The sequence below is a fragment of the Stappia sp. WLB 29 genome (genome assembly GCF_023507705.1).
Lineage (GTDB): Bacteria > Pseudomonadota > Alphaproteobacteria > Rhizobiales > Stappiaceae > Stappia.
Window position 1 is genome coordinate 71,029 of record NZ_JALBGD010000009.1, and the last position, 22,245, is coordinate 93,273.

Here is a 22,245-nt window from a genome sequence, read left to right on the forward strand (position 1 = left end):
TCTGGATATATGGATACATCGAGATGCCGTCGCTCGCAACCGCCTTGACGCGCGCCTCCACATTCGCCAGTCTTGAAACGTTATTACATAACAAATCAGGATCCCGACCATGCGCCTCTTCGTCAATCCGTTCGCACCGCGCGGCCGGCGCCCGTCCCCCGCCGACCCGGCCGGAAGCGATACGAAGGGCGACCGGCACGCCCTGCGCGAGCGGGTCAAGCAGGCGGTGCGCAAGGTGCTGGCGCCGGGCGAGGACGCGGTGATCTCGGTCAGCGAGCTTGCCTGCGGCGAGGACGGTTGCCCCGATGCGGAGACGGTGATCGGCATCCACGAGGCGGGCGCGCCCGCACGCCGGCTGCGCCTGCACATGCCGCTGGCCGCCGTGGGCCTTGCGGATATCGCGGCAGCCGCCGAGGATGCCCGCCGCACTGCAGACAAGGACCTTTCCGCATGAGCCCGAACCCCGTCGACCTGATGACCGAGCGCCTGCTGGACGAAGCGGGCATCGCCCCCGGCTGGACGGTGGTCGATATCGGTTGCGGCCCCGGCGCCGTAACGCGGATGATCGCCCGCCGCGTCGGCCCTGGGGGTCGGGTGCTCGCCGTCGACCGCGATCCCGCCATGCTGGACATGACCCGGCGCATGGCGGCGGACGAAGGTCTCGCCAATGTGAGCGTCATCGAGGGCGACTTCGACGCGGAGCTTCCCGGCCACGGCACGCTGGACGCCGTCGTCGGCCGCAGGGTGCTGATGTACCAGCAGGACCCGGTCGCGGCGCTCGCCGCGATCAGCCGAGCGCTCAAACCCGGTGGGGTCGTCGCCTTTCACGAGCACGACGCCTCGAAGCTGGTGCCCGGCCGCCATCCCCTGCCCCTGCATGACGAAGTGCGCGACTGGCTGGCGCAGATGCTGCGCCGGGAGGGCGCGCGGCTCGACATGGGGCTGACGCTGCACGAGGTGATGAGCGCGGCGGGCCTTGCCGTCGAGAGCGTGCGGGCGGAGGCGAACCTGCTGACGCCGGACAGCAGCTATCCCGTCGGCATGATCGTGCGCGCGGTGATGCCCCGACTGGAGCGCTTCGGCATCACCGACATGGCCCGCGCCGATCCGGACACGCTGGACGCGCGGCTGCGCCAGGAGCGGCAGGCGAGCGGCGCCACCTGCCTGTGGGAGCTCGTGTTCCGCGCTGTCGCGCGGAAGCTGTAGGGTGCCGCCGCCCCGTTCGATTGACCGAAAGCATCGTTCTATATAATGAACGATTGTGCGAAACGATGGATGGAGCGCGGAAATGGTACGGCATGTCGGCATCATCGCCTGTTCGGCGGAAGGGGCGGCGGAGTGCTACCGCATCCTTTGCGCGGAAGCCGAGCCCGTGCTCGGAGCCCATGGAAACCCGCAGGTCAGCCTGCACATGCAGCCTCTCATCGACTACGTCCGTCATCTGGAGGCGGGGCGCGCCGATCTTGTCGGCGAACTGATGCTGGACAGCGCCAGGCGGCTGCAAGCCTGCGGCGCGGAGCTGCTGATCTGCCCGGACAACACCATCCACCAGGGCCTGCCGCATGTGGCGGACCGCATGCCCCTGCCTTTTCTCCATATCGCCGAGGTGGTGGCTGAGGAGGCCGCACGGCGCGGGTTTCGCCGGCTGGCGCTGACCGGCACGGTCTGGCTGACCGAGAGCGACGTCTATCCGCAGGCGCTCGGCAGGCAGGGCATCGAGACCGTGCTGCCGACAAGGGCAGAGCGGGCCGAGATCGGCCGCATCATCATGGACGAGTTGGTGCGCGGGAAGCTGGAGCCCTCGGCGGAAGCTTATTTCCAGCAGGTCATCGGCCGCATGGCGCGCGAGGACGGATGCGATGCCGTGGTGCTCGGCTGCACGGAAATCCCGCTCCTGATGAACGACGGCAACTCGCCGCTGCCGACGCTCGATTCGACGCGGCTGCTGGCGCTCGCCGCTCTGCGCCATGCGGTGGCGGCATAAGCGCTGTCAGCCGTGCTCGATGATCAGCACGGCACGGGTATCCGGCTCCAAGGCCTCGAAGGTGTGGGGCGCATCCGCCGGATAGGCGGCATAGTCGCCGGCGGCAAGCTCGACCTCCCGTCCTTCCGGCCCCAGACGCGCGCGGCCGCGCATCACCACCACATGCTCGCGCGTGCCCGGCCCATGTGCCGGAGAGAGATGGCCCGCAGAGAGATGCGGCGCGCCGGGCGTCGCCTCGATCAGGTAGAGGTCGCGGCGGCTGCCGGGACCTGCCGCGGACAGCAGCCGGGCGAGATAGTCGGCGTGGTCGGAACGGGTCGGCGGCCCCTCCCCGGCGCGGATCACGTCGACCTCGCCGCGCGGGGCCTCCAGCAGTGCGGCAACGCTGACGCCCAGCGCATCGGCGAGCCTCCACAGGGTCTCGATGGCGGGATTGCCGCTCCCCGATTCCAGCTGCGACAGGGTCGACTTGGCAAGGCCGGCGGCGCGCGCCAGTTCGCTCGCCGACAGGCCGGCGCGCAGGCGCTCGCGCCGCACCGCAGCCCCGACGAGCGCGCCGATGCCGGTTGCCCCCTTGATGCCCTCGCTGCCGTCCACCTGCCCGCCTTTCCCGCATTGCCCGGCCACCGCGCACCGGACCGGATGCGGCCACTATAGGAGCGCCCTCTCCGACGAACCATCCCGATCCGCATTTTCCCGGCCGCGACGATTTCCCCTCGTGACAGACGTGCCCGGGGTCGCTAGAGAGCGGCAATGCACAGCATGAGGGAACTCCTGAAGGACCAGTTGCTGACGTGGTCGATGGCCGCGACGATCGTCCTTGCCATGCTGCTGCAGGGCATCGTCGCCGCCAATGCGCGGACGGCGATGGCCGCCGACGGCACCAGCCCGGCCTATGTGCTGTGCTCGCCCAAGGCAATCGCCGATCCGGGCGAAGACCATCCGCTCAAGGACCTGGCCCGCGACTGCTGCTCGACGCTGTGCAAGCTCGCTTGTGCCGGCGGCACGCTGACCGCACCTGTCGCAATCGTCCTGCCCGCTCCCGAGGCGGCCGAGACCGCCGCCTGGGTGCCGGCTCCCGCCCCGACCGCCACTGAGCGCGCGGAAGGACCGCCGCCACCGGCCCGTGCGCCGCCGCACATCTCCATCTGACGCAAACCAACACCAAAGGACCGGCCATGCCCGATGGCCGCCGGTCAGCATAATTGCGACTTATGGAGCCTATCCCATGCGTACCCTTCAGTTCGTCTTCGCGCTCTCCCTGACGCTTGCCGCCATCGTCGGTGCCCAGGCCCACAGCTACCGGATCGGCGAGATTCAGATCGGTCATCCCTGGACCCGCGCGACGCCGCCCGCCGCCAAGGTGGCCGGCGCCTTCATGAGCTTCACCAACGAGGGCGGCACGGCCGACCGGCTGCTCGGCGGCTCCTCGCCGATTGCCGAGAAAGTCGAGATCCACACGATGGAAATGACCGGCGGCATCATGAAGATGCGCCCGCTCGGCGACGGCCTCGAAGTCCCGGCCGGCGCCAAGGTGGAGCTCGCGCCCGGCGGCATCCACGTCATGCTGATCGGCCTGAAGCAGCCGATCGTCGAAGGCGACCGCGTGCCGCTGACCCTCACCTTCGAAAAGGGCGGCGACATCGAGGTCGAACTGGCGGCCGACAAGATGGGCGCCGGCGGCAACGCGCACGACCATGCCAGCCATGGTCACGGCGAGACGAAGAAGCAGGGCCACAGCACCCGTTGAGCAGGGCAGTTCCGGCCCGGCGGTGCGCACCTCGCCGCGCGCTGAGGCAAATCGAAACGGCTCGCGGCGGCGACAGCTGCCGCGAGCCGAACGGACAGCGGCTCAGGCCGTATCGGCACCGGCTTCGCGTGCGGCCCGGGCCTGCGCCGGTTCGGCGAAGAGGATCCAGTCCGGGATCAGCGAGAGGAGCCGCGCCAGCAGCGCCGTCGCGACCACCGCGAAGAGCAGCCGCCCGAAGAAGACGCTGGCGAAATCCGCGCCCACCGCGACGACGATCAGCGTGTCCTCGATCAGGCTGTGGGCAAAGCCCATGAAGGCGCTGGCGAGAAACACCTGGCGCGGGTCGACCCGCGATTCCCGCGCCTCGCGGATCAGCAGGCCGCCGCCGTAGGAAATGCCGAGCAGCAGGCCGACGGAGGCGAACGGCACGGCCGGCGGGGCGATGCCGGCCAGGCGGAACAGCGGCACCAGCGCGCGGATCAGCCGGTCCATGATGCCGGTGACCTTGAGGATATCCATCAGCCAGCACAGGCCGAACAGGATCACGAGCATCATCAGCAGCGTCCTGCCGAGGCCGATGGCGAAGCCCGTCCAGGTCGAGGTCTCCTCCATCGGCATCCACACCGGCGACAGCGGCGTGGAGAGCCAGCCGGTAGCCTCGTAAAGCTGGTGGAGAAACGCGGCGCAGGCGAGGCCTCCGACGATGCGCAGCACCGTGGTGATCCAGAAGCCTGGCCCGGCGCGCTGGATGATGCGCTGCTCGATGGGCAGCGCATGGGCGAAGAGCAGCAGCGTCGAGAAGACGGTCATGTCGGCGACGGTGAGCTCCGACACCGGCACCAACGCAAAGACGATGACGATGGCGCCCCACAGGCCGATCAGCAGGCCGGTGAGCCAGGCGAGCGCGATCTCCGGCGGCAGGCCGTAGAGCTGCATCACCGGCTCGAAATAGGGCGACATGGCGCGGATGGCGCCGAGACGCGCCAGGATCTCCACGATCACCATCACCGGCACGATGATGCGCACCAGTTCCCAATAGAGTCCAAAGGCTTCGCGGGTCCGCCGGATCAGCTGCGCACGCACAGACATTCGAGTCACTCCAACATTTTCGTGCGCTACCGATACCGCAGCCGCGCGGCATTTTCGGTCAAACTTTGCAAGTTCGTGCAATTTTATTGCATAGTAGTGCGAACCCCGGAGGCGCCATGGACCGCATCGACAGGAAGCTGCTGAACCTGCTGCAGGCGGACGCTGCGCGCACCAATGCCGACCTTGCCGAGGAGGTCGGCCTGTCGCCGTCGAGCTGCCTGCGCCGCATCCGCCGGCTGAAGGCGACCGGCGTCATCGACCGCACGGTCGCCATCCTCAACCCGGCGCGCGCCGGCAAGGGCCTGAAGGCCGTCGTGACGGTGGAGCTGGAGCGCCACGGCGAGCAGCAGACCCGCCGCTTCCTGGCGCTGGTGGAGAACGAACCGGCGGTGGTGCAGGCCTACAGCGTCAGCGGCGAGACCGATGTGGTCCTGATGCTGCGGCTGTCGGGCATGGAGGAATTCGACGGGTTGTGCGAACGTCTGTTCCGCAACGAGACCAACGTGGCGCGCTTCTACACGATGTTCGTGATCCGCACCGGCAAGGAAACCACAGCGATCCGGCTGGCGCCGTGAGGCAGGCAAGACGGGAGGACGCAGCCTGATGGAAACACTGGTCGCCAATCCCGGCGCCTTCGTGCATGTGCGGGTGTTCATCGGCATCATCACCGGCCTGTGCGTGGCGCGGCTGCTGAACGGGCTCGCCAACATGGTGCAGAACCCGCGCCGCGAACATCTCTACAGCGTCCATATCGGCTGGGCGCTGTTCCTGCTGCTGGCGGTGATGCATTTCTGGTGGTTCGAGATCGGCCTGGCGCGGATCGAGCGCTGGACCTTCGGCCTCTACTTCCTGGTGGTGGCCTATGCCTCGTGCTTCTTCTTCACCTGCGCCATCCTGTTTCCGGACAAGGTCGGCGAGAATTCGAGCTACCGGGACTATTTCCACACCCGCCAGAAGTGGTTTTACGGGCTGCTGGCGACGCTGTTCTGCCTCGACATGCTCGATACGGCAATGAAGGGCGCCGAGCATTTCCGCTCGTTCGGGCCCTTCTACCCGCTGCGGCAGACGGGGCTCGCCGCCCTGTCGGTCGCGGCGATGTGGGCGCGTTCGCCGCGCTTCCACATCGCCTTCATGGTGCTGGCGCTGGCCGCGGAGGTCTTCTGGATCCTCGACCAGTTCGCCGTGCTGGACTGAGCCTGAAGGGTCAGGCCGCCTCGAAGCGGATGTCCTGCGCGCCTTCCCACAGGACCTTGCGGCCGAGCTCGGGCAGCTTGTCGAGGTTCGAGGTCAGCGTGACGAAGTGGTTGCCGGCGAGCTGGCCCATCTTCGAGGAGAAGTCGACGCCGCCATAGGCGAGCAGGATCTCCGTCTCGCTGATGCCGCCGGGATAGAGCAGGATGTGGCCCGGCGCCGGGTGGCTGGTGTGGTTCTCGTAGCCAACGCCGAAGGACAGGTCGCCGAGCGGGATCCACACGCCCTCGCCCGACCAGCGCACATGCACGATCTGCCCGGCAAAGGGCATGCGCGCCAGGAACGCCTTGCAGGTCTCCGGCGCCTTCTCGGTCTCCAGCACCGCATCGAAAGTGAAGGGGCCGGCGGTGATCTTGATCTTCATGTCGTTTCCTCCTTTGGGATTTCAGAGCGGTGCGGCACTGCGGGTGCGGGCCGACCGGTAGGTGCCGTCGCCCTTGGCGCCGACGAGCGTGTTGTCGCGGACCATCACCCGGCCGCCGAGGATGACGGTGGTCGGCCAACCGGTGATCTCCAGCCCCTCGTAGGGCGAGTAGTCGGCCCCGTCATGCAGGTCCGCATGGCGGATGGTCCGCTTTTCCGTGGGGTCCCAGATCGCAAGGTCGGCATGCGAGCCGATGGCGATGGTGCCCTTTTCCGGATAGAGGCCGTAGGTGCGGGCATGCGCGGTGGCGGCCAGCGAGACGAAGCGCGGCAGGTCGATCCGCCCCTTCATCACCCCTTCGGAGAAGAGGATCGGCAGGCGCGTCTCGACGCCGGGAATGCCGTTGGGAATATGCCGGAAGCTGGTGAGGCCCTTCGGATTGCGCTTGCCGCGTTCGTCGTCGTAGCGGAACGGGCAGTGGTCGGAGGAGAACAGGTCGAAGACGCCCGTCTCGATGCCGCGCCAGCACTCGGCCTGGGCCGCCTTGTCGCGCGGCGGCGGCGAGCAGACGAACTTCGCCCCCTCCCAATCCATGCCGTCGAGATCCTCGGCCGTGAGCACCAGGTATTGCGGGCAGGTCTCGCCGACCACCTTGAGCCCGCGCGCACGGGCCCGCGCGATCTCCTCCATCGCCTCGCCGTTGGAGACATGGACGATGACGATGGGCACATCGGCGATCTCGGCGAGCGATAGCGCCCGGTGCGTCGCCTCGCGCTCCACCGCCACGGGACGGGTGGAGGCATGGGCGCGCGGGGCGACGTCGCCGGCCGCCTCGTGCCTGGCGATGAGAAAGCGGATCGCGTCCTCGTTCTCGCAATGGACCATGACGGTGGCGCCCGTCGAGCGGGCAACGTCCAGCGTCTTGAGGATCTCCGCATCGCTGAGCCGCAGGTCCTCGTAGGTCATGAAGACCTTGAACGAGGAATACCCGTCGGCGGCGAGCGCCGGGAGTTCCTGGCCGAGCAGCGAATCCGTCGGGTCGGAGACGATCAGGTGGAAGCTGACGTCGGTGTAGCAGTTGCCCTCGGCCAGCTTGTGATAGGCGGTCAGCGCCTCGCGCATCGGCCGCCCCTTCTCCTGCAGGCAGAAGGGCATGATGGTGGTGTTGCCGCCGAACAGGGCCGAGAGCGTGCCGCTCTCGAAATCGTCGGCCATGACGATGCCCTCGCCCGAGGGCTGCGAGACGTGGACATGGCTGTCGATGCCGCCGGGCAGCACATATTTGCCGCTCGCGTCGATCACCTCGCACTCGCCCGTCAGCGCCTCGCCGATCTGGGCAATGCGCCCGTTGCGGATGCCGATATCGGCACGGAACACGTCCGAGGCGGTGGCGATGGTGCCGCCGCGCACGATCAGGTCGAAACGGTCCATGGTCGGCCCCTCAGTGATGAAGGATCTTGCCGAGGAAGGCCTCGGTGCGCGGGTTGTGGCGGGCGGTGAAGAACTCCTCGGTCGGCCGGTCCTCGACGATCTCGCCCTGGTCGATGAAGATCATGCGGGTGGCGACGCGGCGGGCAAAGCCCATCTCGTGGGTGACCACCATCATCGTCATGCCCTCGCGCGCCAGGGAGGTCATCACGTCCAGCACCTCGGAGATCATCTCCGGGTCGAGCGCCGAGGTCGGCTCGTCGAACAGCATCGCCTTGGGGTTCATGGCGAGCGCCCTGGCGATCGCCACGCGCTGCTGCTGGCCGCCGGAGAGCTGGCCCGGATACTTGTGCGCGTGTCCGGTCATGCCGACGCGCTCCAGGAGTTCCATCGTCCTGGTGCGGGCGACCTGCTGGTTGCGGTTCAGCACGATGCGCTGCGCCAGCATGATGTTGTTCTCGATGGTGAGATGCGGGAACAGCTCGAAATTCTGGAACACCATGCCGACCAGCGAGCGCAGCTCGGGAAGGTTGGTCTGCGGGTCGTTGACCTCGACCCCGTCGATCCGGATCGAGCCTTCCTGGATCGGCTCCAGCGCATTGACGCACTTGATGAGGGTGGACTTGCCCGAACCGGACGGGCCGCAGACGACGACGACCTCGCCCTTGGCGACGCTGGTCGAGCAGTTCTTCAGGACGGGGAACTTGCCGTAGTATTTCGTCACTCCGGTGATCTCGATCATGGTCACCCTCCTTGGAACCGGGAAATGGAAAAGGCCGAAAGGTCGCGGCCGGGATCGCGGCCGCGCACCAGCGCCGCCGTCAGCTGCCCGACCAGGGGGCCGAGCGTGTAGCCGTTGGACGTCACGGCGTTGAAGAAGCCGGGCATCGCCGGGTGCTGCCCGAGGATCGGCGCACCGTCGATGTTGATGTTCATCGCCGCCCAGCTGCGGATCACATGCAGCTTGCGCAGGCCCGGCACCACGTGCTGGGCGACCCAGAGATTGCCTTCAAGGCTGGAGAACAGCGGGCGCGGATGGCTGTGCACGGGGTCGAGGCCCGCCGTCCAGCCGCCGCCGATCAGGAAGTTGCCGTTGGCCGCCTGCTTCAAGGTCAGGTGCCGGTCGGCATGGGCGACGAGATGGGAAACGGCGGGCGCGGCGGCTTCGGTCACCACCATCTGCAGCGGCGCGCCGAAGACGGGAACGTCGAGCCCGAGCATGGCACCGATCCGCGCGGCGAAGGCGCCGGCGGCATTGACGAGACGCCCGGCGCGCAAGGGTCCGCGCGAGGTGTCCACGACGAAGCCCGCCCCCTCGCGCCGGATCGCCAGAACCTCGGTGCGGTCGAACACGCGGGCGCCGGCCGCGACAGCGGCCTCCAGCACATGGCGGGTGGCGACCAGCGGGTTGATCTTGCCCTCCTGCGGGCAATAGGCCGCGCCGATCATCGCCGGCGACAGGCCCGGCTCGAGCCGGGCGAGATCCTCGCGGCCGATCACCTGGCAGTCGATGCCGTGGCTGCGCTCGACGCGGGTCTTTTCGTCCAGGAAGCGCAGATGCGCCTCGGTCTCCGCGACCATCAGCCCGCCGGTGATCTTCATCTCGAAGTCGCGGCCGAGCCGCACCTCGAGCTCCCGCCACAGGTCGATGGCATCGCGCTGCAGCGGCAGGGTGCGGGCAGCGGCTCCGCCGTCGCCCTCCGCCTTGGCGCCATGGTCGAAGGACAGAAGCTGGGCGTGCAGGCTGCCGGCATTGCCGCCCGAGGCGAGCCCGCCGGGGAAGCCGCGCTCGACCACCGCCACCTCCTCCCCCGCCTCGGCGAGGAAGAGCGCGGTCGCAAGGCCCGCAATACCGGCGCCGATGACGAGCGTCGCGACCTCGCGGATCGGCAGCGGCTCCGGATTGTCCAGCGGCGGGCGCTCGGGCAGCAAGGCCCGCTTGTGGCCGCCCCATTCGGGCTTCTCGACGGCAAGCGCTGCCAGCGGCACCGGGCGCAGCGGCATTTGCGGAGCGAGCAAGCCGCTCGTCTCGTCGGCCGGACGCCCCGCAAGCGCAGTCAGCGTGCGCCCGCAATAGCGGCCCTGGCAGCGGCCCATTCCGGCGCGTGTCAGGCGCTTCAAGGTGGCGATGTCCGGCGGACCGCCGGCAGCCGTCTCGCGCAGCACACCGAGCGCGACGCTCTCGCAGCGGCAGGACAGCGTGCCGACCGCATCGGCCTGCGCGTCCTCCGCCGGGCGGAACAGCTGCCACAGCGCCTGCTGGAAGCGGCGGGCACGATTGAGCCGGCGCTGCGCGCCCGGATCGGGCTCCGCGGCAAACCCGAGCTTGCGCGCGATGGCAAGGCCGGCCAGACGCCCGGCGGCCATGGCGACATGAGCCCCGCCGAAGCGCGCGGCCTCGCCGACGATATGGACGTGCGGGTCGGAGCTTTCGCCGGCCTCGTCGCACCGGGCGACCAGCGTGCCGTCGCCGGCAACCACATGGGCAAGGCCGAGCAGGCGCGACAGCTCGTTGGACGGGGCGAAGTCGCCGCCGACCAGCACGGTATCGACCTCGAGAACCTCCTCGCCGGACGGACCTTCGAGGCGCACGGCCTGCGCAGAGGTCTCGCCCAGCACCTCGACGGCGCGGGTCTGCCAGCGGATGGAAACGCCGGCGCGCTGCAGGGCGGCGATCTCGCCCATGCCCTTCAGCGCCAGCGCCGGATCGGCCTGCAGGATGGTGATGGCATCGCGCGGGCTCGACCAGGGCGCGCGGGCCCGGTCGGCCAGGCACACGACCTTGCCGCCATGGCGCAGGATCTCGCCGGCGACCTGGATATTGAGCGGGCCGTTGCCGGTGATGGCGAAGCGGCGTCCGGGAAGGCTCGCATAGCTGCGCAGGAGGGTCTGCGCCGCGCCCGTCGTCATGACGCCCGGCAGCGTCCAGCCGGGGAGCGCGGCCGGCCGCTCGAACGCACCGGTGGCGATGACCAGCACGCGCGGGTGCAGATAGAAGGCGCCGTCCGGGCCGAGGCAGCCGAGGACGGGGGCGCCGTCCGGCTGGCGCTCGGCGCCCCAGACGGTGACGCCGGAGAGGAGTTCCACGCCGCAGGCGCGCGCCTCGGCGACGAGGCCGGCACCGTCCTGCGCCTGCCGGTCGCGGGCGAGCGCATGGCGCGCCTCCCGCGTGACGGGCTGCTTGTAGAACTGGCCGCCGGCAGCGGGCCGCTCGTCGACAAGGGTGACCTTGGCGCCGGCACGGGCGGCGGCAATGGCGGCGGAAAGTCCGCCCGGCCCCGCGCCGACGACCAGCACGTCGACGGCACGAGTGGGCAGTTCCGCCGGCACGGGTGCAAGATCGGCGAGCGCCGGCGAGAGAATGTCGGGCCGCGGAGCCTGCCGCTCGACCCGCATGCCGTCCTGCACCTTGGTCATGCAGGCGCGCTGGCTGGTGCGCCCGTCTATGGTGACCAGACAGTCGTGGCACACGCCCATGCCGCAGAAGAGCCCGCGCGGACGGCCCGCCGCATCGCGCGAGAAGGACGCCCGCCCGCCGGCCGCAAGGGCTGCGGCGACGGACGTGCCCGGATCGACACGGTGCACCTCGCCATCCAGATGGACGGTCACGAGGTCTGGGGCCGGCCTGGCGTCGTGCGGGGCCGCAGCGGACATGGGCGTCTGCCTCCGGTCAGGTCTCGAAGCGCAGGCCGAACCGCTCGACCAGCGCCTTCATCTGCGCATCCTGTGCGGGCGGTAGCGGCAGGCGCGGCGGCAGTGGTGCGCCGGTCGCAAAGCCCATATGCGAGAGCAGCGACTTGGTGCCCGCGACATAGGCCTGGCCGCCGACCGCCTGGATGATCGGCAACCACTCCAGATAGAGCGCGCGGGCCGCATCGTAATCCTTGTCGTCGGCAGCAAGCGTGAAGATGCGCGACATCGGCCCCGGCGCGACGTTGGAGGCGACCGCCACCCAGCCCTGCGCGCCCATCACGAAGGATTCGAACCCCAGGATGCCGCCGAACGGCACCATGCGGTCGCCGGCAAGGCGGACGATGTCGCGAATGCGCGTCACCTCGAGGGTGGATTCCTTGACGTAGTCGCAGCCGTCGATCTCGGCGATGCGGGCCAGCAGCTCCGGCTTCATGTCGACATTCGACGTCGCCGGGTTGTTGTAGACCATGATCGGGATCGAGATCGCCGCCGCGATGGTGCGGTAGTGCTCGACCAGCTCGTCGTCGGTGGGGGTGGAGTAGAACGGCGGGATGATCATCACGCCGTCCGCGCCCATCTCCTGCGCCTTGCGGGCGAGCCGGACGCATTCGCGTGTGTCCTCCGCGCCGGTGCCGATCAGCACCGGCACCCGGCCGGCGGCGGTGTCGATCACCGTGCGCGCCACCGCATCCTTGTCCTCCTCGGACAGCGACAGGAACTCGCCGGTGGAGCCGAGCGGGATGAGGCCGTGCACGCCCTCGCGGATCTGCCAGTCGGTGAAGGCCGCGAGGGCTGAAAGGTCGGGCGTTCCGTTGCCGTCGACCGGCGTGATCATCACGGTGAAGACGCCGCGAAATTTCGTGGACATATGAAGGTACCCTTATGGAGATTCAGCGCTTTTCCGTGAGACCCACGGCGGCGGTCGACTGGCCGAACCGGCGTTCGATGCGTCGCTGGACGAAGTCCCAGAGCGTCGTGAGGATGAGGTAGTAGAGGGCCGCGACCGCGAAGAGCTCCAGCACCATGAACTTCTCCTGGATGAGCACCTGCGTGCGGCGCAGCAGCTCTTCCATGGAGATGACCGAGGTGACGGAAGTGGTCTTCAGCAGGCCGTTCACCGAGTTGCCGAGCGGCGGGATGATCACCTTGAAGGCCTGCGGCATGATGATGTAGCGCATGATCTGGCGCTCGGTCATGCCGAGCGCCCGGGCGGCCCGCGACTGGCCTTCCGGCACCGCCTCGATGCCCGCACGGATGATCTCGGCGAGATAGGCCGCCTCGTTGAGCGCAAGGCCGATCAAGGCCGCCTCCACCACCGAGAAGCGGATGCCGAGCTGCGGCAGCGCCGTGTAGATGACGATGAGCTGCACCAGGAGCGGCGTGCCGCGGAACAACCAGATGTAGAACCAGGCGACGGCGCGCAGCACCTGCAGCTTCGACCGCCGCATCAGGGCGATGAGGAAGCCGAGCAACAGGCCGCACAAAAGCGAGACGCAGGTCAGCCAGATCGTCGTGAACACGCCTTCGAGAATATAGGCGTTGGTGAGATAGCTGAAGAAACCTGACCAGTTCCAGACTGACATGGCGGGCCTTTCTATCGGGTGCGGCAGGAGGCGGGCGGCACCGCCTCCCCGAGGGGAGCAGGCCGGGGACCGGCTGCAGGCTTTCGGGGATGGAACGGGTCGAACGACATGCAAGCGCCAGCGACAGGATCGCGCCCTTCCAAGGGGGAAGAGACAGCGGGGTGAGATGGGGCCACGGGTTGGTTTGCTTTTCCCGCATTCATTTGGTATACCGATTTAATACACAGCAACAGGACATGCGCAAGTCCCTTTGTCGGACCTGTGCACGCCTCTCCCGCAAGGCCTCCCCAGGCCGTTTCCGAAAGGCACAGATGGCGCCCGTCTCGTCCCGCCCGGCGGCGATCTCAGTAAGTGGAAAGAACCCGCTGGCGCACCTTTTCCAAGTGCTGCGCCATGCTCTGGCGCGCGGCCTCGGCATCGCGCGCGGCAAGCGCTGCGAGGATCTCGCGGTGGTCCTCGAGGCCCGGCTTGCGCTGTGCCAGCCGCCGCTGCCGCTCGAAGATCGTCGTGTAGCGGCGCATCTGGACGATGGTCTCGGCCATGAACGGATTGCCGCTCGCCTCGCCCAGCCCCTGGTGCAGCGCATCGTCGAAGCGCCAGATCACCGCCGGATCGGGATCGGGATCGTCCTCGATGGATTGCAGCATGGCGGCGAGCTCGGCGAGCTTGCCCTCAGTGATCTCGGGACAGGCGAGCGCGGCCGCCGTCGGCTCGACCAAGAGGCGCATGGTCAGGCTGTTGAGATAGTCCTTCAGGGTGATAACGCGCACGGTGAGCATGCTCTTGCCGTTGCGCACCAAAAGCCCCTGCCCTTCCAACCGGCCGAGCGCGTCGCGCATCGGCGAGCGCGACACGCCGAGGCGGGCGGCAAGACGCCGCTCCTGAATGACGACTCCTCCGGCAAGCTGTGCCGACAAGATCTCCTCCAGCAAGGCGCGATAGGTCTCGTCCGCGAGACTCGTCTCCGTGCCGGTTTCCTGTTCGGCCATCTGCCGTCTCCACTTCACCATTTGACGATCAGGACTGCTATGCCGCATGCCTTTTGCCAAGGGCAAGCATTTCGCATGAGGTCGGACCCGCGCAATACCACGCCTTCGGAGGGGCAAGCCAAGTGAGCGTTACGGAGGAAAACGGCGGCGCCGCGTCCGCCCGCGGAAGCCACAGCCTCGCGGCGCTGGCCTACAACGCCGTGTCGGACATGATTCGCCACCGCAAGCTCGGTGGGGGCCATGTCATCGTCGAGGCGAGGCTCGCCGAGACGCTGGGCGTCTCTCGTACGCCCTTGCGCGAAGCCCTGCAGCGGCTGGAAGGCGAAGGCCTCGTCCACAAGGGCGACGGGCGCAACTACGTGGTGCGGCACGTCGATATCGGCGAGTACATCCAGAGCCTGAAGCTGCGCCTGCTGATCGAGCCGGAGGCGGCGGTGCAGGCGATGGGGAGCATTCCCAGCCGCAAGCTGATAGAGGTTCGCCGCGAGATCGACGACCTGATGGGCACGACCAGCTATCACACCGATGCGCACTGGTTCTCCGACGACCACCTGCACGGGCTGATCATCGACCATTGCGGCAACGACGTGATGGCCCAGGTGCTGCGCAACCTGCGCGCAACAACGAGGCTGTTCGAGATCGGCCGGCTGAAGGATCGCCTGACACCGGATTCGACCGAGCACCTGATGATCATCGACGCCTTGCAGCGGCAGGATGCCGACGCCGTGCGCCGGACGGTGGCGAGCCACATCGTCAGCCTGATCGACTTCGCCCGCAAGCACCTCAACATGACGGACTGAGGCGCGCTCAGACGAGCGTCAGCAACCGCGCCGGCGTCCGCTTCAGCAGGAGGTCGATCTCGGATTGCGCGAAACCCCGGTCGCGCATCAGGGGGATGACGTTGCGCAGCATGTGCGCATAGCCATGGCCGCCATGGCACTGCAGGCGCGAGCGGGTGCAGATGTCGTGCGACAGGACGACATTGCCGCCGAGCCCTTCCTCGAACAGCCGCCGCACCGCATGGATGCGCATGTAGTCGGTCGGAAGGTCGGCGACCGCCATCCAGTATTGCGACTGCTCGATACCGAAGAAATCGTACTCGACGACGCAGCCGCGCCGCGCCAGCGCGACCACCTGTTCGACGCTGTCATAGGTGCGGTCCATGTGGTCGATGATGACGCGGGAAAGGTCCGCGCCCGCGGCCTGAAGGACGTCGAGGATCTCGTGCGGGGCGTCGGGATGGCGGCCGGGATGCACCGTGATTGCCGCGCCGGTGCGCTGCTGGGCGATGGCCCCGGCGGCAAGCGAGCGCCGCTCGAATGGGGTCAGCGGCCAGGAACAACCGATCTCGCCGATGATGCCGCAGCGGATATCGGTGCCCCAGGCGCCTTCCTCGACCTGCGCCGTGACGATATCGGCCAGCGCCTCGAGCGGCAGCGCCAGCACCGCCTCGTCCTGATAGCCTTCGGTATAGAAGCCGGCGCCGAGCACAACATGAACGCCGGTCTCGGCCGAGATCGCGGCGAGCCCCTTCGGGTCCGGGCAAAGCCCGCCGGTGGTCATCTCGACGATGGTGCCGCCGCCCGCCTGCGCGAAGCGGCGGGTCTCGGATGTCGCGATGGCAAGGTCCTGGAGGCGGTGGTTGCCGTGATAGTCGTTCGGCCGGTAGGTGACGTCGAAGACGTTCTCCAGCGTGATCTCCACCTCGGGCAGGCCGCAGCCGCGCCGCGCCGGTAGGGTCAGGTCGCACAACAGGTGCTCGTGCATCAACGCGTAGCCGAGCGCCTCCGGCGCGACCGGGCCGCACACCGTCTGAACCGTCCCCGCCCGCACCATGCAGACCTCCCTGATTGTGGTTGATTTTGACTGCTTGCAGACCGCATATAAATGGTATACCGTCCTAATACAATATAAAAACAGGCCTCATCAAACCAACCAGAGCGGAAGATAACCTCATGAAAAACAACGGATTCGATCGCATCCTCGGCGCAGGTCTCTCTCGCCGCAGCGTGCTCCTGGGTGCCGCGGCCACCGGCGCCGGTCTCGCCCTCGGCGGCCGGGCGGCCTTTGCGCAGCCGGCGCTCGCCCCGCCGCACATCATCAAGCCGGGCACGCTCGTGATGAGCACCAACCCGACCCTGCCCCCGCTCCAGTTCGTCGACGACAAGGGCGAAGTGCAGGGCATGCGCATCGAACTCGGCAAGGAGATCGCCTCCAAGCTCGGCCTGACGCCGGAATACATCAAGGTCGAGTTCGCGGCGATGGTGCCGGGGCTTGCCGCCGGCCGCTGGGACATGATCAACACCGGCATCTTCTGGACCGAAGAGCGTTCCAAGCTGATGTACATGGTGCCCTACGAGCGCGCCGCCGTGAGTTTCCTGGTTCCCAAGGGCAACCCGAAGAACATCACCAAGTGGGAAGAGCTGGCCGGCCTGTCCGTCGGCGTCGAGCTCGGCGGCATCGAGGAGCGCCGCACCCGCGAAGTCGACGACATGCTCAAGAATGCCGGTCTCGAAGGCATCACCGTGCGCGTGTTCAACAACTTCTCGGAAGCCTTCCAGGCCCTGCGCGCCGGCCAGGTCGACGCTGCGACCTCGATCGATGCGACCGCGAAGTTCCTCGAAGACCGCGACGACTTCACCCGCGCCATCGCCGGCCTGTTCCCGCAGACCGCAACGTTCGCCTTCGCCGACAAGACGCTGGCAGAGGCGGTCGTGGGCGTCCTCAACGACCTGCGCGCCAGCGGTTTCTACGACGAGCTGTTCACACGCTACGGCGTGCTGACCATCGAGGAAGAGAAGTTCGCGATCAGCGGCCCCGGACCGGCCTGAGGTCAGGTCTGACGGCCGGGCTCGACTGCCCGGCCCTGCTCTCCCGGCCCTGCCAGGCGCCCCGGCGCCCGGCAGGGCCTGCGGCGGACGGCGCCCCATCGCCGCCGCCGCACTCATGCCTTCTCATTTGGATATCGCCATGAGCACCCGCCCCCGGGACAGGCTCGGGGTCATCGGCTTCGGGCCCATCGGCAGACGCCTTGCCGCCCGCTTCCGCGATGCGGCCGAGGGACCGCAGCTTGCCGCGCTTCTGGTGCGCGAGCGCCAGGCGAGCGATGCGAGCGCCCTTGCCCCCAACGCCGCGATCTGCACCGACATCGACAGCTTCCTGAAAGCCCGGCCGACCGTCGCGGTGGAATGCGCCTCCGCCGCAACGCTGGTCGAGGCAGCCCCTGCCCTGCTCGCCTCCGGCTGCGATATCCTGCCGCTGTCGCTCGGCGCCTTTGCCGACCGCGATGCGGAAATCCGGCTGAAGCAGGCCGCTGCCAAGGGCCCGGGGCGCATCGAGGTGCCGGCCGGAGCGCTGGGCTCCATCGGCTTCCTGACTGCCGCCCGCGAAAACGGCCTTGCCCGTGTCGGGATGCGCATCGGCTATCCGCAGGAGCGTTGGCAGGCGATGGGCGCGGACCGCTTCATCCGCCTTGAGGGCTTGCGCGAGCCGGCAGTCTTCCTGGAGGCGAGCGCCCGCGAGATCGCCGCGCAGTTTCCCGGACATCTCAATGTCACCATCGGCGTCGCGCTGGCCGGTCTCGGCCTCGACGAGACTCGGGTGACGCTGGTCGCAGATCCGACGGTCACCCAGGCCTGGTTCGAGGTGGAGGCCCACTCCGCCTCCGGCCCCGTGCATCTTCGCGTCGACGGGCGGGACGCGCCCGTCCATCACGATCCGCTCGACTACACGACGTTCAGCGTCATGCGCCTCTTGCAGCGCCGCGCGGCGGCCATTGCCACGTGACCGCCGACAGAAAGACCGACAGGGAGACCACCGTGACATCGATCCTGCAGGACATCGCCGGCGCTTCGGCGCGCGAGCACGCACGCATCCTCGACGGGCTGCGGACCTATGTCCGCGCCGGCAAGGACGGCGAGGCGGCGGTCCAGACCCTGTTCGCCGAAACCGCCGAGGCGCTCGGCTGCACCGTCGAGGCCAGCTCCTACAATCCGGCGGATGTGCGCATGATCGAGGAGTTCGCCGGCGAGACGGCCATCGATCCGCAGGCGCGCACCAGCATCATCGCACGCTGCAAGGGGACGGGAAACGGCCGCAGCCTGATCCTCTTCGCCCATCCCGACGGCGAGCCCGTCACCGGCACCGACCGCTGGCGGCACGACCCGTTCGCCGGCGAGGTCGACAACGGCCGGCTTTACGGCTGGGGCGTTGCCGACGATCTCTCCGGCGTCGTCGCCGGATTGCAGGCGCTGGAGCTGCTCGCCTTGCTCGGCCTTCGACCGGCCGGCGACGTGCTAATCGCCAGCACACCGAGCAAGCGTCATGCCCGCGGCGTCTCGCGGCTGATGCAGGAGGGGATGACGGCGGATGCCGCGCTCTACCTGCATCCGGCCGAGTCCGGCGCCGGGCTGCGCGAGATCAAGGCGCTGGCCTCAGGCCAGGTCGAGTTCCGGGTGATCGTCGAGGGCTGCCCGCCGCCGACGACCGAACCGCTGCAGACCGCCTTCGGGCACCTCGGCGTCAACGCCATCGACAAGGCCTTCGTCATCTGGGAGGCCTTGAGGCGGCTCGATGCCCGGCGCGGCGAGGCGGTGCACCATCCTGCGCTGCACGGCGAAGTCGGCCGCTCGACCAACATCATGATGTCCTACATCTCGGCCGGCGACCCGAAGCGGCTCGCCCGCCTTGCGACACGCTGCACGCTCGGCGCAGCGCTCGCCTTCCCGCCGCCGGAAAAGCTCTCCGACGTCTGCGCGCAGATCGAGGCGGCGGTGGCGGAGGCTGCCGCGAGCGATCCCTGGCTGGCGGAAAACCCGCCGCGCATCGTCTGGGACAGCGGCACGACAGGCGCCGAGGTACCGGGCGACCATCCGCTGCTGCTCGCGGCCCATGAGGCGATCCGCGGGGTCTGCGGCCTGGAGGCGCATGTGAACCCGATGCATACGGGCAGCGACATCCGCAACCCGATGATCCAGAAGGGCATCCCGACCATCGGCATCGGCCCGCTCTGCGGCGATCTCAGCCAGAACGACGGCACCGACGAATGGGTCGATGCCGACGACCATGTACGCTTCGTCGGTGCCGTCGCCGGCATCATCGCGCAGTGGTGCGGGGTCGCGAAGGCCGAAGGATAGCTGCGGCGGCCACGGCCTCAGGAAGCCTCCCTCTCCTCGCTCCCGATCTGCGGGATGAGCGTACGCTCCTCCTCGCGGGCGCCGCAGAGCAGCTCGACGGCGCGGTCGGCAGCGTCCTGGAACGGCTCCAGCACCATGTCCGCTCCGGCCGCGACCATCGCCTCGGTGTCGCTGGCGTGATGCGAGGAGACGGCGATGCGTCCGCCGAAGCCGGCGCTGCGGGCCAGTTGCAGCAGGGTCGTGCGCGGATCCTCCTGGCTGAGCCCGGTCACATGGCTCGGCACGGTCGACACCAGCCACTCGGCATGCGCCATCGGCAGTTCGGAGATGAACTCCGGATCGGTGGCATCGCCGAACTCGGTCTCCAGGCCGAGTTCGCGCCATCGCCGCACCGCCAGCGGATTGAAGTCGACGCCGAGCACGCGGATGCCCCGGCGCTTCAGCCGCATGCCGATCGCCGTGCCGAAGCGGCCCAGGCCGAAGACGATCACCTTGTGGCCGGTATCCTCATGCGCCGCCGCCTCGCTCGGCTCGCGCGGTGTGCCCCTGCGCTCGAACACGCCGAGCAGCGGCTCGCACAGGGCATAGAGCTGGTGGGAATAGGTGATCATGTAGGTCGAGGCCGCGATGGTGACGAGGCCGACCATCGTGACGAGGCCGAGCGCATCTTCCCGCACATGCCCGAGCGAGACGCCCATGGCGATGAAGATCAGCGAGAATTCGCTGATCTGAGCCACGGTCAAGCCGGCCAGGAACCCGGTGCGCTTGCGGTAGCCCATCGCCCCCATGATCGCCAGTACGATCAAGGGATTGCCGATCAGCACGAAGAGCGAAAAGATGATGGCGCCGGTCACATGCGCGCCCAGCAGCGACAGGTCGAGCGTCGCGCCGAGCGCGATGAAGAAGAACAGCAGCAGGAAGTCGCGCAGCGGCGCCAGCCGCGCCGCGATGGTCTCGCGATAGGGCGTGGAGGCGAGCGAGACGCCAGCCAGCAACCCGCCGACCTCCTTGCCGAGCCCCACGGCGTCGCCGATGGCGGCGAACATCGCCGCCTGGGCGATGGCGAAGATCACCAGCAGCTCCGGCGCCCGCGCCAGCCGCTCGGTCAGCGGCGTGGCGACGAAGCGGACGAAGAGGACCACCAGCGCAACCATGGCGATGCCGGAGACCAGCACCGTCAGCACCGAGCCGCCGCCATGGCCTCCCGCCCCCTCAGTGGCCGCGCCGATGCCGATGGCCGACAGCACGATCATCGCCAGCACCACGACCAGATCCTGGACGATGAGGAAGCCGAGGGCGATCTGCCCATGCAGCGAATCGATCTCGCGCTTGTCGGACAGCAGCTTCACGATGATGATCGTCGAGGAGAAGGTCAGGGCCACAGCCACATAGAGGCTCGTCGTGTGACCGAGCCCGAGCGCAAGGCCGATCAGATAGCCGAAGAACGAGGTGAAGGCGACCTGACCGAGCCCGGTCAACAGCGACACCGCGCCGAGCGAACGGATCAGCTTCACGTCCAGCTTGATGCCGACGAGAAACAGCAGGACGGCAATGCCGAGCTCCGCGAGCAACGCGATCTGCTCATCGGCATGAACGAGATCCAGCGCCGAGGGACCAGCGATCAGGCCGACCGCGATGAAGCTGACGATCAACGGTTGCCGGAGCAGGATGCCGACCAGTCCGACGGCCGCAGCCATCACGAGCAAGACGGCAACCTCTGCAAACGGAGACTGGATCAGCATATCCATCAGGCACTCCTGTCCTCGGGCGCCGCCGCATCCGGCCGTGCCCGTGTCGCATGGTTGTTCAGGAAGGCATCGAAATCACTGTCGGCAATCCGCCACCCCTTGCCGATATCGATCGCCCGCAATTCGCCGCTTCGGATCCACAGCCGCACCGTCGCCTCGCTGATCTTCAGGCGCTCGGCGACCTCCCTGACTGTCTGATACTGATCCCGGGTCATGCACATGCCATTTTGGGAGTGTTTGTTCCAAAATAGCGAAATATGATCCTTCTTGCCTGACCCAGATCAAGGAAAGCGTCCTTTTTTCATGTCTGTGTAGGCTAGGGAACGGCGGAGAAAACGCACAATGAAGACAATCATGGTGGCCACCGATTTTTCCGAACGGTCCGACCGGGCCCTGCGGCGCGCCACTTTGCTGGCACGGCAGACGGGGGCGCGGCTGTCGCTGGTTCACGTGGTCGACGACGATCAGTCGATGCGGATCGTCGAGGCCGAACGCGAGGTGGCGCTCCGCCTGCTTGCCGAGCAGTCTGCTACGCTGCGCCGGATCGACGGGGTGGCTTGCGAGACCCGCGTGGTTCTCGCCTCGCCGTTTGCCGGCATCGCGCAGGCGAGCGAAGATGAGATGCCGGATCTTCTCGTGCTCGGCCCGCATCGCCGTCAGGTGCTGCGCGACGCTTTCGTCGGCACAACGGCCGAACGCGCCATCCGCTTCGTCGCCTGCCCGGTGCTGATGGCCAACGCGCCTCCGGTCGGTCCCTATCGCAACGTCCTGCTGGCCACCGACCTGTCCGACGCCTCGCGCGCGGCGATCGAGACCTTCCAGGCGCTCGCCTTGCACGGACATGCGCGGCTGTCCGCCCTCCATGTCTTCGACGCCCCGGCGATCGGGCTTGCCATGGGCCATTCGCTGAACAAGGAGGACAAGGAGCACTATCTGGAAACCGAGCGGAGCGAGGCGACCGGCAAGCTTGCGGCCTTTTTCGACGATCTCGACATCGCACCGGCCGAGTATCTGTTGCGCCACGACGCATCGGGCACGGCGGACGAGATCCTGGCCGCGGCGCGGCAGGACGAGGCCGGACTGGTCGTCGTCGGCACGCGCGGGCGCGGCGGCCTTGCGAAATTTATTCTCGGAAGCGTCGCGGAGGAGGTCCTTCGCAACGCCACAATGGACGTGTTGGCGATTCCGCCGGGTCCGATCGGGCAGGACGACGATTGACGCAGAGAACAGG

Annotated in this window: 24 protein-coding genes; 12 read left to right on the forward strand and 12 right to left on the reverse strand. The window is 68.2% G+C overall.

All coding sequences use genetic code 11. The annotated features are described in order from the left end of the window. Window positions 1–109: 109 nt before the first annotated feature. From MNI96_RS16535 to MNI96_RS16545, 3 genes are all read left to right on the forward strand, one after another. On the forward strand, window positions 110–454 hold the full coding sequence (locus tag MNI96_RS16535; protein ID WP_249694943.1) for a nitrate reductase: 345 nt from the start codon (window positions 110–112) through the stop codon (window positions 452–454). Next, complete coding sequence (locus MNI96_RS16540) at window positions 451–1,206, forward strand: class I SAM-dependent methyltransferase (protein ID WP_249694944.1); 756 nt, start codon at window positions 451–453, stop codon at window positions 1,204–1,206. The genes MNI96_RS16535 and MNI96_RS16540 overlap by 4 nt, the downstream gene beginning before the upstream one ends. Window positions 1,207–1,288: 82 nt before the next feature. Then, entirely contained in the window at window positions 1,289–1,984 is a 696-nt protein-coding gene (locus MNI96_RS16545) for an aspartate/glutamate racemase family protein (protein ID WP_249694946.1), read from the forward strand. Window positions 1,985–1,990: 6 nt separating this feature from the next. Here MNI96_RS16545 and MNI96_RS22020 read toward each other — a convergent pair whose 3' ends face one another. Continuing rightward, window positions 1,991–2,581, reverse strand: coding sequence for a helix-turn-helix domain-containing protein (locus MNI96_RS22020; RefSeq protein ID WP_249694948.1), 591 nt, complete (start codon window positions 2,579–2,581; stop codon window positions 1,991–1,993). A 156-nt stretch (window positions 2,582–2,737) separates the two neighbouring features. Between MNI96_RS22020 and MNI96_RS16555 the strand changes: the two genes are divergently transcribed. Then, complete coding sequence (locus tag MNI96_RS16555; protein WP_249694950.1) at window positions 2,738–3,136, forward strand: hypothetical protein; 399 nt, start codon at window positions 2,738–2,740, stop codon at window positions 3,134–3,136. A gap of 76 nt (window positions 3,137–3,212) precedes the next feature. After that, a complete protein-coding gene (locus MNI96_RS16560; protein WP_249694952.1) occupies window positions 3,213–3,734 on the forward strand; it encodes a copper chaperone PCu(A)C in 522 nt (173 codons plus the stop codon). Window positions 3,735–3,836: 102 nt separating this feature from the next. Here the strand turns inward: MNI96_RS16560 and MNI96_RS16565 are convergent, their stop codons facing one another. Further along, a complete protein-coding gene (locus MNI96_RS16565) occupies window positions 3,837–4,823 on the reverse strand; it encodes a nucleoside recognition domain-containing protein (protein ID WP_249694955.1) in 987 nt (328 codons plus the stop codon). Between the two features lie 116 nt (window positions 4,824–4,939). On the opposite strand from MNI96_RS16565, the gene MNI96_RS16570 reads away from it, so the two are divergent. Continuing rightward, a complete protein-coding gene (locus MNI96_RS16570; RefSeq protein WP_249694957.1) occupies window positions 4,940–5,398 on the forward strand; it encodes an Lrp/AsnC family transcriptional regulator in 459 nt (152 codons plus the stop codon). A 28-nt stretch (window positions 5,399–5,426) separates the two neighbouring features. Beyond that, window positions 5,427–6,017: a hypothetical protein gene (locus MNI96_RS16575; RefSeq protein WP_249694959.1), complete on the forward strand. Its 591-nt coding sequence runs from the start codon at window positions 5,427–5,429 to the stop codon at window positions 6,015–6,017. A gap of 10 nt (window positions 6,018–6,027) precedes the next feature. On the opposite strand, the gene MNI96_RS16580 is transcribed toward MNI96_RS16575, so the two are convergent. From MNI96_RS16580 to MNI96_RS16610, 7 genes are all read right to left on the reverse strand, one after another. Beyond that, window positions 6,028–6,438, reverse strand: a complete 411-nt coding sequence (locus MNI96_RS16580) for a DUF3830 family protein (RefSeq protein WP_186389109.1) — start codon at window positions 6,436–6,438, stop codon at window positions 6,028–6,030. A 21-nt stretch (window positions 6,439–6,459) separates the two neighbouring features. Then, entirely contained in the window at window positions 6,460–7,869 is a 1,410-nt protein-coding gene (gene hydA, locus MNI96_RS16585) for a dihydropyrimidinase (protein WP_249694961.1), read from the reverse strand. A 10-nt stretch (window positions 7,870–7,879) separates the two neighbouring features. Beyond that, window positions 7,880–8,608, reverse strand: a complete 729-nt coding sequence (locus MNI96_RS16590; protein ID WP_249694963.1) for an amino acid ABC transporter ATP-binding protein — start codon at window positions 8,606–8,608, stop codon at window positions 7,880–7,882. A gap of 2 nt (window positions 8,609–8,610) precedes the next feature. Next, a complete protein-coding gene (locus MNI96_RS16595) occupies window positions 8,611–11,520 on the reverse strand; it encodes an FAD-dependent oxidoreductase (protein WP_249694965.1) in 2,910 nt (969 codons plus the stop codon). 16 nt (window positions 11,521–11,536) lie between these two features. Next, on the reverse strand, window positions 11,537–12,427 hold the full coding sequence (locus MNI96_RS16600; RefSeq protein WP_249694967.1) for a dihydrodipicolinate synthase family protein: 891 nt from the start codon (window positions 12,425–12,427) through the stop codon (window positions 11,537–11,539). Between the two features lie 22 nt (window positions 12,428–12,449). Beyond that, the gene (locus MNI96_RS16605; RefSeq protein ID WP_249694969.1) at window positions 12,450–13,142 is read right to left on the reverse strand and encodes an amino acid ABC transporter permease; all 693 of its coding nucleotides are present in this window, start codon (window positions 13,140–13,142) and stop codon (window positions 12,450–12,452) included. 344 nt (window positions 13,143–13,486) lie between these two features. Beyond that, complete coding sequence (locus tag MNI96_RS16610) at window positions 13,487–14,131, reverse strand: GntR family transcriptional regulator (protein WP_249694972.1); 645 nt, start codon at window positions 14,129–14,131, stop codon at window positions 13,487–13,489. A 122-nt stretch (window positions 14,132–14,253) separates the two neighbouring features. Between MNI96_RS16610 and MNI96_RS16615 the strand changes: the two genes are divergently transcribed. Next, window positions 14,254–14,931 (forward strand): GntR family transcriptional regulator, encoded by a 678-nt coding sequence (locus MNI96_RS16615; protein ID WP_249694974.1) that lies wholly within the window; start codon window positions 14,254–14,256, stop codon window positions 14,929–14,931. A 7-nt stretch (window positions 14,932–14,938) separates the two neighbouring features. Here the strand turns inward: MNI96_RS16615 and MNI96_RS16620 are convergent, their stop codons facing one another. After that, on the reverse strand, window positions 14,939–15,967 hold the full coding sequence (locus MNI96_RS16620) for a phosphotriesterase family protein (RefSeq protein WP_249694976.1): 1,029 nt from the start codon (window positions 15,965–15,967) through the stop codon (window positions 14,939–14,941). 119 nt (window positions 15,968–16,086) lie between these two features. Here MNI96_RS16620 and MNI96_RS16625 point away from each other — a divergent pair, with 119 nt between their 5' ends. From MNI96_RS16625 to MNI96_RS16635, 3 genes are all read left to right on the forward strand, one after another. Further along, the gene (locus MNI96_RS16625) at window positions 16,087–16,962 is read left to right on the forward strand and encodes an ABC transporter substrate-binding protein (protein ID WP_249694978.1); all 876 of its coding nucleotides are present in this window, start codon (window positions 16,087–16,089) and stop codon (window positions 16,960–16,962) included. Window positions 16,963–17,101: 139 nt separating this feature from the next. After that, a complete protein-coding gene (locus MNI96_RS16630; protein ID WP_249694980.1) occupies window positions 17,102–17,917 on the forward strand; it encodes an aspartate dehydrogenase domain-containing protein in 816 nt (271 codons plus the stop codon). A 32-nt stretch (window positions 17,918–17,949) separates the two neighbouring features. Next, window positions 17,950–19,266, forward strand: a complete 1,317-nt coding sequence (locus tag MNI96_RS16635) for a M20/M25/M40 family metallo-hydrolase (protein ID WP_249694981.1) — start codon at window positions 17,950–17,952, stop codon at window positions 19,264–19,266. Between the two features lie 17 nt (window positions 19,267–19,283). Here MNI96_RS16635 and MNI96_RS16640 read toward each other — a convergent pair whose 3' ends face one another. After that, window positions 19,284–21,014 carry a cation:proton antiporter gene (locus tag MNI96_RS16640; protein WP_249694984.1) on the reverse strand — a complete coding sequence of 577 codons (1,731 nt, stop codon included), beginning with the start codon at window positions 21,012–21,014 and terminating at the stop codon, window positions 19,284–19,286. Further along, on the reverse strand, window positions 21,014–21,229 hold the full coding sequence (locus MNI96_RS16645; protein ID WP_249694985.1) for a helix-turn-helix domain-containing protein: 216 nt from the start codon (window positions 21,227–21,229) through the stop codon (window positions 21,014–21,016). Before MNI96_RS16645 ends, MNI96_RS16640 begins: the two co-directional genes overlap by 1 nt. A gap of 127 nt (window positions 21,230–21,356) precedes the next feature. Here MNI96_RS16645 and MNI96_RS16650 point away from each other — a divergent pair, with 127 nt between their 5' ends. After that, the gene (locus MNI96_RS16650) at window positions 21,357–22,232 is read left to right on the forward strand and encodes a universal stress protein (protein ID WP_249694987.1); all 876 of its coding nucleotides are present in this window, start codon (window positions 21,357–21,359) and stop codon (window positions 22,230–22,232) included. Window positions 22,233–22,245 lie beyond the last annotated feature (13 nt).